The sequence below is a fragment of the Ruegeria hyattellae genome, assembly GCF_041537925.1.
In the GTDB taxonomy this organism is placed as follows: Bacteria; Pseudomonadota; Alphaproteobacteria; order Rhodobacterales; family Rhodobacteraceae; genus Ruegeria_C.
The window spans coordinates 489,750-504,043 of sequence record NZ_JBGOSH010000003.1; the positions used below are offsets into that span (position 1 = coordinate 489,750).

Here is a 14,294-nt window from a genome sequence, read left to right on the forward strand (position 1 = left end):
GCAACGATCAGGGAATTTGATATGGGCGCGCTTTCCAACCCCGTCCCCGCTGCGCTATGGCTGCGGCATGACCGACCTGATCGCCCATTATGCTGAACGCGTCGCTGACGGCACCCTGACACCCGATGCGGCGCAGGAGGCGGTCCTGCCGGAATTCGAACGCATCCGTGCCGCTCTCGCCGCCCCCATCAAACGAGGTCTCTTCCGCAAGGCACCGCCGCCGCCCAAGGGACTGTACCTCTGGGGCGGGGTCGGGCGAGGAAAATCCATGCTGATGGACATGTTCGTCGAGACTTTGGGTGATATCCCGGTCCGCCGAGTGCATTTCCATGCCTTCATGCAGGAAATCCACGGCCAGATGCATCAGGCCCGCAAGGACGGGGTCGAGGACGCGCTGGCGCCGGTGGCGGACAAGGTGATCGCTTCGGCCAAGGTGCTGGCCTTTGACGAGATGCAGATCTCGGACATAACCGACGCGATGATCGTCGGGCGGTTGTTTGAAGCCCTCTTCGACGCAGGAGTGGTGGTTGTCACCACCTCGAACCGCATCCCCGACGACCTTTACAAGGACGGGCTGAACCGGCAGCTTTTCCTGCCCTTCATCGATTTGATCAAGGAGCGAATGGAGGTCTGGGAAATGGTCAGCCCGACCGATTACCGCCAGAACCGGCTGGAGGCCTCGCAGGTTTACTTCACACCGATCGGCCCCGAGGCACGGCGAGAAATTCAGTCTGTCTGGAGTGATCTGGCAGGCGGACAGGCAGAGCCGCTGACCCTGCAGGTCAAAGGCCGCGCGGTCACCCTGCCCGCCTTTCGAAATGGCGTGGCGCGGGCGACATTCTATGATCTATGCGGTCACATGCTGGGGCCAGGCGACTATCTGGCGGTTGCGGATGCCGTGAAGGTTCTGGTGCTGGAGGACATTCCACGCCTTTCGCGCAACAATTTCAACGAGGCCAAACGCTTCGTCACCATGATCGACGCGCTTTATGAAGCGAAGGTGAAACTGATTTGCTCAGCGGCGGCAGCGCCGGACATGCTCTATGTCGAGGGTGAGGGCACATTCGAGTTTGAACGCACCGCCTCGCGCCTGCATGAGATGCAAAGCGTCGAATGGGGAAGCTGAGGGCGGTGACCCGGTTGTACTGTCAGCTCAAACCAACCGGTAATCCCAATTTCTCACGGAGTGCGGCAACCATCGCAACAAGAGGCAAGAGAAATTGCAGCACAGCCATACAACTGTTCTAAACAGACAGGCGCGGCATACAGAAAAAGCGGCAGTCAAACGTCGTGTCCAACTGCCCTCCGGCCGGGGAAATCACTCCGCTGCCAGGTTTTTCTGCCGACAATAGCAGGACGCCACGATTGGCACGTCCGCGCGTGCAACGGCCTTGTCGAGCTGTAACTTGATATGTGCCGCTTCTACCGTCTCACCACGTTGGGTGAGGCATTCGTGCAACCCATGCAGGCTCCAAACGTTGCCCGGATGCTGGCAGGCCCGGCTTAGCGTCGCATCGAGCCCAAGGTCCGCGCGATACACTACCTCTGCTTCCTCGACCCGTCCCTGTTCCAAAAGAAGCGCGCCCAAGGCGTGGCGCGTGGGCTGCATCCAACCCCACGGCTCGTCATAGGGCAGGTTGTCATCAATTTCGACAGATTTGCGCAGATGGTCAAAGGCATTCTCATGGTCGCCTTGGTGGTAAGCCAGCTCGCCCAGCATCATCTGCTCTGCGACCATCAGGATATCGCGACAGGTGTTGTTGAACAGCATACGGCTTTCCGGAACCCGTTCGAGCGCTTGATAGAACAGCACCCGTTCGGCCTCCGCCTCCGCGGTCCGCTGGGTGTTGGCCAAGGCTACTGTGCGCGCATAGCGCATCATGGCCAGCGTGACGCAGTAAAGTTCTTCTTCTTCGGGCAACACCTGATCGAGAATGTCCTGCCAACGCCCGAACCGGATTAAGACATGCTGCTTCATCGGAATGAAGCCTTCGAACCAGTCTGCCATTGGGCGAAGTGTGTTGGAAGGTAACGTGGCTATCAACTCTTCTGCAGCCTCCAGCGCCACGTTGGGTTGGCCCAGAAACATCGCGCCATAGATTTTGAAATGATAATTGTGACAGCGATAGACTGAGTAAAAATTGTCTACGCCTGCGCGCTTTAGAAACTTCCGATCCGCTACGATCGCCGCTTCGTTCCGCAACACGACATTCATGTAGTCCCCACAAAGCACATCCACATGTGTTGGCATGTGCAGAAGATGGCCTGCATCGGGCACCAGTCTGCTGAGCGCATCGCCGTGCCGCAACGCGCGTTCCGGATGCGGCGACATCTCCATCAAGTGGATATACATATGCAACAACCCCGGATGCTGCCAGGCGCCCGAAAGGGTTTCAAACGCCGTGTCGAGGACAGCGATCGCTTCCAGCGTATCCGCACCTTCCGCTGGCTGGCCGGTCGGCAGATCCCAAAGCTGCCACGGCGTTCGGTTCATGATCGATTCGGCAAAAACTGCGCAGATATCGAGATCGCCAGGATATGTCGCGTGAACTGTGCGCATTTTTTCGGCGAAGGCGTCGTTCCACGGGCCAAAGTCTTGAACGTCCGATGTCGCGGGATAGCGTGCGGATATTGCATCGATCAGAGCACGCTCGACAGGCGTCAGACTGGCCAGCAACGCGTTTGCCGCTTCGATTGAGGTCTTGGCAAGGTCGATGCAATCGGGCTTTTCTTCTTCCTCAAAGGTCTCCCAGGGTTTGTTGTAGTTGGGACCAATGCAATACGCGATACCCCAATGCGCCATTGCGCAGCCGGGGTCGGCAGCCAAGGCCTTCCGAAAGCACTCGATCGCTTCTTCGTGATTGTATGCGTAGGTCCAAGCCAATCCCCGGTCGAACCACAATTGTGCTTCACTCGACGACGTCGAAACCGGCCGGGAGTACGTGCCAAGGTCGTAGTATTCCATCGCAATGGGCCCCCTCTTCCTTCGCCAGCAGTCTATGCCATCGGCCTCCGTGCATAAAGTATCAAGTCGGAACGAGTTCTGAGCTGCATTCGGCCACCAAAAAAAGCCGCACCATGTATTGGCGCGGCTTGCTCATTTTATCCTGGCGGTCGTCCCCGGTTTATTCGTTGCCGAAGGCCGACAACCCTTTGAGGATGTCGATGGCGTAGGCCATCTGATAGTCCTGTTCGCGCAATTCGGCGGTCGCCTCGGCCTTGGCGCGATCCTCTTCGATCTGGCGGATTTCGTCTTCGGTCAGGCTGTCATTGTTCAGGCTACCGCGCAGATCGGCCTCAGAGCGCGAGGGACGGTCGTTTTCTTCCTCTTCCTCGGCAGGCGCACGGCGTGGCTGTTCCACGATGATGTCGGGCGACACGCCCAGCGCCTGGATCGAGCGCCCGGAGGGCGTGTAATAGCGCGCCGTGGTCAGGCGCATCGCGCCGTCACCACGCAGCGGCATCACGGTCTGTACCGAGCCTTTGCCAAAACTCTTTGTCCCGACAACGATTGCCCGGCGATGATCCTGAAGCGCGCCCGCGACGATTTCAGAGGCCGAGGCCGAGCCGCCATTGATCAGCACCACGATCGGCTTGCCATCTGCCAGATCCCCGTCACCTGCGTTGAACCTCTCGCCATCTTCGGGGTTGCGGCCCCGGGTCGAGACGATCTCGCCTTCCTCAAGAAAGGCATCGGACACCTTGATCGCCTGCGTCAGCAGACCGCCGGGGTTGTTGCGCAGGTCCAGCACGACACCGTTGATCTTGTCCATGCCTCCCGCTTCCTCGACCTGCTCCATCAGGCCCTCTTCGAGATTGGCAAAGGTCTGGTCGTTGAAGGTTGTGACCCGCAGCACGACGCTGGTGCCTTCGGTGCGTGCCCGTACGGCGGTCAGCTTGATCGTGTCGCGGATGATCGAAACATCAAACGGCTCCTGCTCGCCTTCGCGCACCACTGTGATGACGATTTCAGAACCAACCGGCCCGCGCATCAGGTCCACCGCCTTGTCCAGCGTCAGGCCCAGCAAGCTTTCGCCATCCACATGGGTGATGAAATCCCCGGCCTCGACACCGGCTTCGTCGGCGGGTGTGCCATCCATCGGCGAGACCACCTTTACGAAACCCTCTTCCTGCGTGACCTCGATGCCCAAACCGCCGAACTCGCCCCGGGTCTGCACCCGCATCTGTTCGGCATCATTGGGCGAGAGGTAGCTGGAATGCGGGTCAAGCGAGGTGAGCATGCCGTCGATGGCCGCCTCGATCAATTCACCGGCCTCGACCTCTTCGACATATTGAATTCGAATACGTTCGAAAATGTCGCCGAACAGATCAAGCTGTTCATAGACGCTGGCATTTTTCTTGGCCTCCTGCGCGACCAGAGGGCCCGCCACCTGTGAGGTGGCGATGATCCCCGCCAATGAGCCGCTCAGGGCCGCAATCACGAATTTCTTCATGCTGGTTTATCCATCCTTCTCGGTTTGGAACCACGTCTCCGGGTCCACCGGGCTGCCGCCCTCTCTGACTTCTATATAGAGCGTTTCCGACCTGTCAGTTCCAGTGCCATCACCGCTTAGTGACAAAATCGTGCCGGTTTCGGGGGCGGCACCTCCCATCAGACCCACGGGCGTCCCCCTTGGAATGACCTGCCCGGACTCGCCATAGACCTCGTTCAGCCCCGACAGCACAAAGAGCAGATCGGGCTGGGGCTCCAGAATGACCACATTGCCCAGGTCCAACAGCGGTCCACGATAGCGGATCGTCGCCGCCGTAGGGGTCGTGACCAACGCCCGGGGGCGGGTGGCTACAAGCATGCCGTTCCGCTTGACCCCCGCCGCATCCGCCTCCCCAGCCCTGTGTAGCAGCACACCCGCCACCGGAAGTTCAATCCCGCCTTTGCGTTCCGAGATATCGGCATTGGTCGCGGCGATGTCCGCGCCTGCGATCTCGGACAACCCGCCTGCGAAGGCATCCAGCGTCTCGGTCGACGAGATCAGGATCGCGGTGCGCACCGGGTCTTCGGTAAAGCGTTTCGGCAGGTCGGTGCGATCAGCAACCGCCTTGCTCAGTTCCGACCGCGCGGTTTGCACGCCAGTCAGGCCCTCCTGCAGGGTGGCGAGTGCGTTCTGCTGGATGCTGCGCAGATCGCTGACCTCTGCCAGATCTTGCGACAGGGTCTGCGCGCGCTGATTGAGCCCCGGCGTCACCTCGGCCAGCATCATGCCCGACCGCGCCACGCCCAGAGGGCCGGACGGGTGCAGCAGCAGCACCGGCGGCGGCGCACTTTCCATCGTCTGCAGCACGCCGATCAATTCCGAAATCTCGTCCTCGCGGGCCTGCAGCCGGGCGGTCAGCTCGGCCTCCCGGATCGCTGCCCGGCGCAGCCCGTCGCGCATCGCCTCCAGCCCGGCCTCATAGGCCTGCACCGTCGCTGTCAGCGCCCTGACCCGATTGCGGGCGCCGTCTGCCTCGTCAAGAGCCATCGACGCATCTTGCAACATCTGAGACGCCAACCGCGCCGCTTCGGACGGGTTGCTTTCGGCGCTGGCCGCTGTGGCCCAGAGAAAGACCCCGAATATGGGTCCGGCCCACCTCATGCCAGCAGGCTCTCGCCGGTCATTTCTTCGGGCTGCTCCAATCCCATCAGCGCCAGCAGCGTCGGCGCCAGATCGCTGAGCCGCCCGTCACGCAGCCGCGCACCCTTGGGCCCGCCAACCAGAGCGACCGGCACCGGGTTCAGCGTATGTGCGGTATGGGGCCCGCCGGTTGCGGGGTCGACCATCCTCTCGCAATTGCCATGGTCAGCGGTCACGATCATCGCACCCCCCGCCTTGGCCAATGCCGCAGCAACCCGCGCCAGTCCCTGATCCACCGCCTCGCAGGCCTTGATCGCGGCATCCAGATCGCCAGTATGACCGACCATATCGGGGTTGGCATAGTTGGTGACGATCAGGTCATAGCCCGCCTCGATCGCCTCGACGAACTTGTCGGTGACCTCGCCCGCCGACATTTCGGGTTGCAGGTCATAGGTGGCGACCTTGGGCGATTTCGGCATGAAACGGTCTTCGCCAACCTCCGGCACCTCCTTGCCGCCGTTGAGGAAGAAAGTCACATGCGGGTATTTCTCGGTCTCGGCCAACCGGAACTGGCGCAGGCCCTGTTTGGCAACCCAGGCCCCCAGAGTGTTGACGATCCGGGTCTTGGGATAGGCGGTTGTCATGTAGCCGTTATGGCCATCGGAATATTCCACCATGCCCAACAGCGCCGCGAGCTTCGGGCGAGGGCCAGTATCAAACTCAGAAAATTCCGGCTCGCCGATGGCCCGCAAAATCTCGCGGGCGCGGTCGGCGCGGAAGTTCAGGCAGAAGACCCCGTCGCCGTCGCTCAGGCCTGCATAATCGCCAATGACTGTGGGAAGGATGAACTCGTCGGTCTCGCCCGCCGTGTAAGCCGCAGCGACCGCATCCGTGGCGCTGGAAGCCTTGCGCCCCTCGCCGCGGATCATGGCGGCATAGGCCTGTCCGACCCGTTCCCACCGGTTGTCGCGATCCATCGCATAGTAGCGTCCGCAGACAGTGACAACGCGCGCGTTGGGTGGCAGCTGCGCCTGCAAGTCTGCCACAAACCCGTCGGCGGATTTCGGGGCCACGTCGCGCCCGTCGGTGATGGCATGCAGGGCGACTGGAACCCCCGCATCGGTGATGGCCTTCACCGCAGCGAAGATATGGGTGATATGGCCGTGCACACCCCCGGCCGAGACCAGCCCCATCAGATGGGCGGTCCCACCGGCGGCCCTCATGTGCTCGATGAAGTCCAGAAGCGCGGCATTCTCGAAAAATGAGCCATCCTCGATGGCCAGGTCGATCTGACCCAGATCCATCGCCACCACACGGCCCGCACCGATATTGGTATGGCCGACCTCGGAATTGCCCATCTGGCCGCTCGGCAGCCCGACATCGGGACCATGGGTGATCAGCTGGGCATGCGGGTCTTGCGCCATGATCGCATCGAATGTGGGGGTTCTGGCCAGATAAGGGGCGTTGGCGGCGGTGTCATGGGACAGGCCCCAGCCATCGAGAATACACAAAACAACGGGCTTGGGCGCGGACATGATCTGAAACTCCGGAAGCTGCTCTTGCTGCCTTCTATCCTCAGGCGTCCCCATGGTGAACCGCCTTTGTCGCGTCCGCGCACGTGATGGTCAAATTAAATTGCCTTAATGCAGCCCTGCCCGCCCGGTTCCCGGCAGCAGCGGCACGCGCCGTGCCAACGGTGAGGACAGGGCGTCGGATGAAAAGTAACCGTCCAGCAAGCCCTTGCTCAGCAGGTCCGGGTTTTGGGTCAGAAACGCCTCGACGCTGTCATAAGACGCCTGCGCCATCCGCTCGGCGATCAGGCTGAGAAAGGCGAATGTGACGGTTGCGTTGAATTTCTCGGGCACACCCGCCGCCTCGGTCAGAGTGCGCAAGCCACCGGCATAGATCGCCATCGCCTCGAACACCTCGTGGCGTGACAAAATCTCATAGGCCACGCCCAGATGGGCGCGGTGGGTGAACCCATCGGGCTTCAACGTCCCGGTGGCCATTTCGTGCGCCATAACTGCGTAATCGTATCTTTCCTGCGTCATGCCGGATCCTCCGTCAGTCGGTGACTGTCCTCGGCGGTCAGGTCCAGATCGTAGACCGCCTTGAGTGCTGTAATCTTCTTCAAAGTCGCCTCCGAGAACGGCGCCTTACCTTCGAAGGCATGCAGGACCATGCCCTCGATCAGTTCGGCCACTGACATATCGAGATACTCGGCCAGCCCCTTCATCGTCTTCAGCAGCCTCGATTCAAGGCGCAGCCCGGTCTGCACCCGCGTAATGTTTTTCATGTTCGCTCCTCAGCGCTACAAGATTATCTTGGTACCAAGATAACAAAGTGAGTGCAACCTTCATTGCGCAGGAATCGGATCGCCCCGGCCCGCACGGATCAGTCAGACTGTCGGAAGAAGGAGATCACCATGCCCAGAATTACCGCCCTGCCCACCGATCAGGTCCGCGCTTACCAGTCGGGCGCGCCCGACGCCTATGGCACTCCGCCCGAGCGCGCCACTTCGACCGGAACCGGCAATCCCTGCCGTCACTGCCTGCGCAATATTCCCGCAGGTGCCGAAATGCTGATCCTGGCGCATCGGCCATTTGACGAGGTTCAGCCCTATGCCGAAACCGGGCCGATTTTCCTATGCGCCACACAATGCGAACGGCATCAGGATACCGGCACGCTGCCCGAAGTGCTCACCACCTCACCCGATTACCTGATCAAGGGTTATGGCATGGAAAATCGGATCGTCTACGGCACCGGAACCATCATCCCGGCAGAGTCCCTGATGGAGACGGCCAGCAGTATCTTTGTTAAACCCGAGATCGCCTATATCCACATCCGCTCGTCCCGCAACAATTGTTACCAGGCACGGCTGGATCGGGACGCGTAGCGCGGATCAGCGCGCGGCGGTCAGGGACAGAAAGACATCCTCAAGATCAGCTTCCTCGGTCTTGACGTCGCGGATCGTGATCCCAGCCTCGCGGACGGCGGCCAGAACCTGTTCGGCGCTGGTGCGGCGGCTAAAATAGCTCAGCACCAATGCGCCGTCCTCGCGCATGTGCACCTCGATGCCGTCTGCGCGTGGCAAGGTCGCTATTGGCCCGTCGGGCACGATCACCATCGACCGCGCATCAAGGCGTCCCAGCAGATTTGCGGTGCTGTCGCGCGCCACCAACGCGCCATGGTCGATAATGGCGATCTCGTCGCACATCGCCTCGGCCTCTTCCAGATAGTGCGTCGTCAGGATGATGGTCATACCCTGTTGGTTCAAACGGCGCACATTGGCCCAGAGCATCTGGCGCAACTCGATATCCACCCCCGCCGTCGGCTCATCCAACACCAGCACATGCGGATGATGCACCAGCGCCTTGCCCAAGAGCAGCCGTCGCCGCATCCCGCCCGACAGCGTGCGGGCATAGGCCTCGGCCTTGTCGCTCAGACCGACAAGCGCAAGGATCTCGTCGCTGCGCCGCTGCGATTTCGGTACGCCGTATAGCCCGGCCTGCACCTCCAGCGCCGCGCGCGGACCGAAGAACGGGTCGAGGTTCAACTCTTGCGGCATCACCCCGATCGAAGCGCGCGACTGGCGCGGATTGGCGTCCTGATCGAAACCCCAGATCGTGACCTTGCCAGATGTCTTCAGCACCAGCCCCGCCAGAATGTTGATCAGAGTCGATTTCCCGGCGCCGTTCGGCCCCAGAAGGCCAAAGACCGACCCGCGCGGCACCTGCAGGTCGATGCCATTCAATGCCCGATTGTCTGCTATGCCCCGACCGCCCTTGTAGGTCTTGACCAGTCCTTCGATCCGAATGGCGTCCTGCGTCATCTGACGGTCTTGCCCCTTGCTGGCTCATCGCTCATAAAAGGCACCTAATCCAAGCCCGCCGGGCCGACAACACCAGAAGGACTGCCAGCGATGAGTATAGACGCGCCGGAAACCAGAACCGCCGAGACCAGCCGCGTTTCCTGCGATGGTGGCGAAGGCGCTCTGGGGCATCCCCGCGTCTGGTTGCAGATCCCCGAAGACACCGGCTGGGTCGAGTGCCCCTATTGCGACTGCAAATACGTCCTGAAGGGCCGCGCCCCGCAAGGTTGACCTAGTTGACGGAGGCCGGATGCTCTTTGCCGCCAAGCTCTTCCATTTGTCCGACCTGGAACCGGTTGCCAGCGGCGGGCACCGAACCGTCTATGCCTGCCCGGGCGAGCCTGACCTGCTGATCAAGATCAAACCGATCAGGGAGCATTACACCAACCACACCTGGGCGAAGCGACTGGCATGGAAGATGTTTCCCGATTCCGTCCACCGCAACACGCTGAAAGAGATCGAATGCGAGTTGAAAACCGCATTGAAGGTCGGGCAAGAGATCGCGCATACCCCACTGGCGCGCTCGCTCGGGGTGGTGCAGACCGATCTGGGGCCGGGTTCGGTCTTTGAACGCATCACCAGCAAGACCGGAGAGCTTGCGACCCACCTGTCCTCGATCTGTCACGATGACCAGTTGAGTGACGAGATGCTGCGGGACCTCAATGCGATGGTCGGCAGGCTGTTCCATCTGCAGGTCGTCGCGCGCGACATTCACGAGGCCAATATCGTCTATGGTAACCGCGGCGAGGTCAAAGGGTTCTTTCTGATCGACGGCTATGGTGAACGCAACATGATCCCCTTGCGCAGCATGAGCCGCAGACTGAACGACCGGTCCCTGCACAAGCAGATGCGCAATATTGCCACCCGGACCGGATTAATCTGGGACAAGGCTGCCCGCAGCTTTTCAATGCCCTGAGCCGCCCTGCACTCTGGCAATGATTGCGGCCAATGCGCAAATGCCCGATAACACCCCTGACACCTGAATTTCGACAAAGGCACGCGCGATGACCTCTAGCTTTGGCAAAGGCTGCCACCTTCACCTGATCGACGGCTCGGCCTTCATTTTTCGCGCTTATCACGCGCTGCCGCCGCTGACGCGCAAGTCCGACGGGCTGCCGATCGGGGCTGTGGCCGGCTTCTGCAACATGCTGCAGAAATATGTCGAGGATAACGCAGGCCCCGACGCACCGACCCATGTTGCGGTGATCTTCGACAAGGGCTCGCACACGTTTCGCAACGATCTCTATGATCTCTACAAGGCCAATCGCGAGGCGATGCCCGAGGATCTGCGCCCACAGATGCCCCTGACCCGTCAGGCGACCGAAGCCTTCAATATCGCCTGTAAAGAGTTGGAGGGTTTTGAAGCTGACGACATCATCGCCACGCTCGCCGTTCAGGCGCGCGACGCCGGTGGCCGGGTGACCATCGTAAGCTCGGACAAGGATCTGATGCAACTGGTCGGCGGCGGTGTCGAGATGTTTGACGCGATGAAGAATCGCCGGATCGACCGCGATGGCGTGTTCGAGAAATTCGGCGTCGGGCCGGACCGTGTCGTCGATGTGCAGGCGCTGGCGGGCGACAGCGTCGACAATGTGCCGGGCGCGCCGGGGGTCGGCGTGAAGACCGCAGCGCTGCTCATCAACGAATATGGCGATCTGGAAACGCTGCTGGACAGGGCCGAAGAGATCAAGCAACCCAAGCGCCGCCAGACCCTGCTGGAAAAGCGCGACCAGATCGAGCTGTCCAAAAAGCTGGTGCAGCTCGATGAGGCAACCCCGCTGGATTTCACCCTCGACGATCTTGAGGTCAAAGACCCCGAGCCCGAGGCGCTGATGGCGTTTCTGGCCGAAATGGAGTTCCGCACCCTCACCAAACGGATCGCCGATCAACTGGGTGTCGAACCGCCAACCATCAAGGATGCGCCCGCCAAGCCCGAGGCCGAACCGCAGGAAGACATCCCCTTCGACGCCTCCAACTATGAATGCGTGCGCGACGCCGCCGCGCTGCAGCCCTGGCTGGACCAGATCCGGGAGCGCGGCTGGGTCGCAGTGGACACAGAGACCACCGGGCTGAATGAGATGATCGCGGATCTGGTCGGTATTTCGCTCTGTGTCGAGCCGGGCACGGCCTGCTACATCCCGCTGACCCACCGCGCGAGTGCCACCGATGACCTGTTCGGCTCGGACGCGTTGGCCGAGGGACAGATGCCACTGGACGAGGCGCTGGCGCTGCTGAAGCCGCTGCTCGAGGACCCCTCGATCCTCAAGATCGGGCAGAACATGAAGTATGATGCCAAGATCTTTGCCCGCTATGGCGTCACCGTAGCTCCAATCGATGACACAATGCTGATGTCATACGCCATGCATGGTGGTGAGCACGGGCATGGCATGGACACGCTCAGCGAGCGCTATCTCAACCATACACCGATCCCGATCAAACCGCTGCTGGGGTCGGGCAAATCGGCGATCACCTTCGATAAGGTGCCGATCGACGACGCCACCGCTTACGCGGCCGAAGACGCGGATATCACCCTGCGTCTCTGGCAGCACTTCAAACCGCAATTGCATCAAGTGCAGGTGACGACGGTTTACGAGACGCTTGAACGTCCGCTGGTGCCGGTGTTGACCGAGATGGAGATGCACGGAATCAAGGTCGACCGCGAGACCTTGAGCCGCATGTCCAACGCATTCGCCCAGAAGATGGCCGGGCTTGAGGCGGAAATCCACGAATTGGCGGGCGAGACGTTCAATGTCGGCTCACCGGCGCAGCTGGGCGAGATCCTGTTCGACAAGATGTCGCTGCCCGGCGGCAAGCGCGGCAAGACCGGAAAATATTCGACCGGCGCGGATATCCTCGAAGACCTCGCCACCGAACATGAACTGCCGCGCCGGGTGCTGGATTGGCGGCAGTTGAGCAAACTGAAATCGACCTACACCGACGCGTTGCAAACCCATATCAACCCCGATACCGGGCGGGTCCACACGTCCTACTCGATCACCGGGGCCAACACGGGCCGCCTGGCCTCGACCGATCCGAACCTGCAGAACATCCCCGTGCGCACCGAAGAAGGCCGCCGCATTCGCGAGGCGTTTGTGGCCGAGCCGGGCAATGTGCTGCTTTCGCTCGACTATTCCCAGATCGAGCTGCGCATTCTCGCCCATATCGCCGGGATCGACGCGTTGAAACAGGCCTTTGCCGACGGGTTGGACATTCACGCCATGACCGCGTCCGAGATGTTCGACGTACCGCTGGACGAGATGACGCCGGACATACGCCGTCAGGCCAAGGCGATAAATTTCGGGGTGATTTACGGCATTTCGGGCTTTGGTCTGGCGCGCAACCTGCGAATCCCGCGAGCCGAGGCGCAGGGCTTCATCGACCGGTATTTCGAGCGTTTCCCCGGCATCCGCACCTACATGGATGAAACGGTCAAATTCGCCAAGGAACACGGCTATGTGCAGACGCTCTTTGGCCGCAAGATTCACACACCCGAGATCAATGCGAAGGGCCCGCATGCGGGCTTTGCCAAGCGCGCCGCCATCAACGCGCCGATCCAAGGCACGGCAGCCGATGTGATCCGTCGCGCAATGGTGCGGATGCCTGCGGCAATCGCCGATCTGCCTGCAAAAATGCTGCTACAGGTGCATGACGAATTGCTATTCGAAGTGTCCGAAGACGCAGTGGACGCAACCACCAAGGCGGCCCGCGACGTGATGGAAGGTGCCTCGGACCCGGCAGTGAAGCTGGATGTGCGGCTTGTGGTGGATGCAGGTCAAGGCGCGAACTGGGCAGAGGCGCACTGAGCCTCAGTCGCGGCGCGTCTTGCTGTCTACCCATTGCCGGATGCGCGGCCCTGCGATCAAGATCACGACAAAGGCAATCGGCCAGCTTAGGCTCCACGCTGCCATCCAGTCGCCGAAGGTCTGCGGCCCCATACCGATGGCCTTGATCGTGGCCACACAGGTCACGATGCAGGACATCAGCCCGGAAGTGATCAGACAAATTACAGCATGGGTGTAACGGGGTGGGATCATGACCGGTTTAACTCCATGACATCCAATCCAGCGTCTCGTCGGTATTGGCGCGTGAGGGGGTGTATTCGGCGCTGACCCAGCCGGTATAACCGCTGGCGTCGATCGCCGCAAAAAGCGCCGGGAAATCGATCGGGCCTGGCCCGGGTTCGCTGCGACTCGGCGCGGCGCCGATCTGGGCATGGAAGGCGCTTGCACCAAAACGCTCCCAGATACCCGCCGCATCCGCGTGGATCATCTGCGCGTGAAAGCTGTCGAATTGCAGCCCGACATTGTCTCGCACGACCGCCGTCAGCACATCCTCGGCCAGTTGGTAATCGTTCAGAAAGTACCCCGGCTGCGCCACCGGGTTCAGCGGCTCGATAGTGAAGCGCTGCGCCGGAGCCTGATCGGCTAGCCATTGCAGGTTCTGCACAAAGGTCTCAAATGCCTCCGGTCCCAGATCATACCCGGCCATGACGTGAATGAAGCCCGGCTTGATCTCACCGGCAAAGCGCAGGGTGCGCCGCATATCGGACCGAAACCGCTCTTCGCCGCCGGGAATGGCGGCATAACCCGGCGTGCCTCCGGTATAGTTGGGCGGTGGTGCATTGATCAGGACCAGCTCAAGCCCATTGGCCAGCAACCCGCGATGGGTTTCCTTGGCGGGGTGTTCATAGGGGTAAAGAACCTCGACCCCTGCGAACCCCGCCTTTGCCGCCGCGCGAAACCGCTCGGGATAGGGCAGTTCGCGGAACAGATGGCTGATATTGGCGGCAAATCGGGGCATGTGACCTCTTTGTCCGACAGACAAAACCGCCAAACTGGTCACGCGGCAAG

Annotated in this window: 14 protein-coding genes; 5 read left to right on the top strand and 9 right to left on the bottom strand. The window is 61.2% G+C overall.

Annotated elements, in window-relative coordinates:
* Positions 1-67: 67 nt before the first annotated feature.
* A complete protein-coding gene (gene zapE / locus AB1E33_RS09880) occupies positions 68-1,126 on the top strand; it encodes a cell division protein ZapE (protein ID WP_372577094.1) in 1,059 nt (352 codons plus the stop codon).
* A gap of 192 nt (positions 1,127-1,318) precedes the next feature.
* Here zapE and AB1E33_RS09885 read toward each other — a convergent pair whose 3' ends face one another.
* The 6 genes from AB1E33_RS09885 to AB1E33_RS09910 all read right to left on the bottom strand — a co-directional run bounded on the left by AB1E33_RS09885 (position 1,319) and on the right by AB1E33_RS09910 (position 7,869).
* On the bottom strand, positions 1,319-2,965 hold the full coding sequence (locus AB1E33_RS09885) for a tetratricopeptide repeat protein (protein ID WP_372577095.1): 1,647 nt from the start codon (positions 2,963-2,965) through the stop codon (positions 1,319-1,321).
* Positions 2,966-3,125: 160 nt separating this feature from the next.
* Positions 3,126-4,454: a S41 family peptidase gene (locus AB1E33_RS09890; protein ID WP_372577096.1), complete on the bottom strand. Its 1,329-nt coding sequence runs from the start codon at positions 4,452-4,454 to the stop codon at positions 3,126-3,128.
* A 6-nt stretch (positions 4,455-4,460) separates the two neighbouring features.
* On the bottom strand, positions 4,461-5,594 hold the full coding sequence (locus AB1E33_RS09895; protein ID WP_372577097.1) for a murein hydrolase activator EnvC family protein: 1,134 nt from the start codon (positions 5,592-5,594) through the stop codon (positions 4,461-4,463).
* Positions 5,591-7,108, bottom strand: a complete 1,518-nt coding sequence (gpmI, locus tag AB1E33_RS09900) for a 2,3-bisphosphoglycerate-independent phosphoglycerate mutase (protein ID WP_372577098.1) — start codon at positions 7,106-7,108, stop codon at positions 5,591-5,593. The genes AB1E33_RS09895 and gpmI overlap by 4 nt, the downstream gene beginning before the upstream one ends.
* Positions 7,109-7,213: 105 nt before the next feature.
* A complete protein-coding gene (locus AB1E33_RS09905; RefSeq protein ID WP_372577099.1) occupies positions 7,214-7,624 on the bottom strand; it encodes a hypothetical protein in 411 nt (136 codons plus the stop codon).
* A complete protein-coding gene (locus AB1E33_RS09910) occupies positions 7,621-7,869 on the bottom strand; it encodes a hypothetical protein (RefSeq protein ID WP_372577100.1) in 249 nt (82 codons plus the stop codon). The genes AB1E33_RS09905 and AB1E33_RS09910 overlap by 4 nt, the downstream gene beginning before the upstream one ends.
* Positions 7,870-7,998: 129 nt before the next feature.
* Between AB1E33_RS09910 and AB1E33_RS09915 the strand changes: the two genes are divergently transcribed.
* Positions 7,999-8,469, top strand: a complete 471-nt coding sequence (locus AB1E33_RS09915) for a DUF1203 domain-containing protein (RefSeq protein ID WP_372577101.1) — start codon at positions 7,999-8,001, stop codon at positions 8,467-8,469.
* A 6-nt stretch (positions 8,470-8,475) separates the two neighbouring features.
* Here AB1E33_RS09915 and AB1E33_RS09920 read toward each other — a convergent pair whose 3' ends face one another.
* On the bottom strand, positions 8,476-9,405 hold the full coding sequence (locus tag AB1E33_RS09920) for an ABC transporter ATP-binding protein (RefSeq protein WP_372577102.1): 930 nt from the start codon (positions 9,403-9,405) through the stop codon (positions 8,476-8,478).
* Positions 9,406-9,495: 90 nt separating this feature from the next.
* Between AB1E33_RS09920 and AB1E33_RS09925 the strand changes: the two genes are divergently transcribed.
* From AB1E33_RS09925 to polA, 3 genes are all read left to right on the top strand, one after another.
* On the top strand, positions 9,496-9,675 hold the full coding sequence (locus tag AB1E33_RS09925; RefSeq protein ID WP_372577103.1) for a zinc-finger domain-containing protein: 180 nt from the start codon (positions 9,496-9,498) through the stop codon (positions 9,673-9,675).
* A gap of 19 nt (positions 9,676-9,694) precedes the next feature.
* Positions 9,695-10,360 (top strand): YrbL family protein, encoded by a 666-nt coding sequence (locus AB1E33_RS09930; protein ID WP_372577104.1) that lies wholly within the window; start codon positions 9,695-9,697, stop codon positions 10,358-10,360.
* Between the two features lie 88 nt (positions 10,361-10,448).
* Positions 10,449-13,247, top strand: coding sequence for a DNA polymerase I (polA, locus tag AB1E33_RS09935; protein ID WP_372577105.1), 2,799 nt, complete (start codon positions 10,449-10,451; stop codon positions 13,245-13,247).
* Positions 13,248-13,250: 3 nt separating this feature from the next.
* On the opposite strand, the gene AB1E33_RS09940 is transcribed toward polA, so the two are convergent.
* Together AB1E33_RS09940 and AB1E33_RS09945 are read right to left on the bottom strand one after the other, a co-directional pair.
* Positions 13,251-13,478, bottom strand: a complete 228-nt coding sequence (locus tag AB1E33_RS09940; protein ID WP_372577106.1) for a DUF2798 domain-containing protein — start codon at positions 13,476-13,478, stop codon at positions 13,251-13,253.
* Positions 13,479-13,485: 7 nt separating this feature from the next.
* On the bottom strand, positions 13,486-14,244 hold the full coding sequence (locus AB1E33_RS09945; protein WP_372577107.1) for a hydroxypyruvate isomerase family protein: 759 nt from the start codon (positions 14,242-14,244) through the stop codon (positions 13,486-13,488).
* Positions 14,245-14,294: the final 50 nt, after the last annotated feature.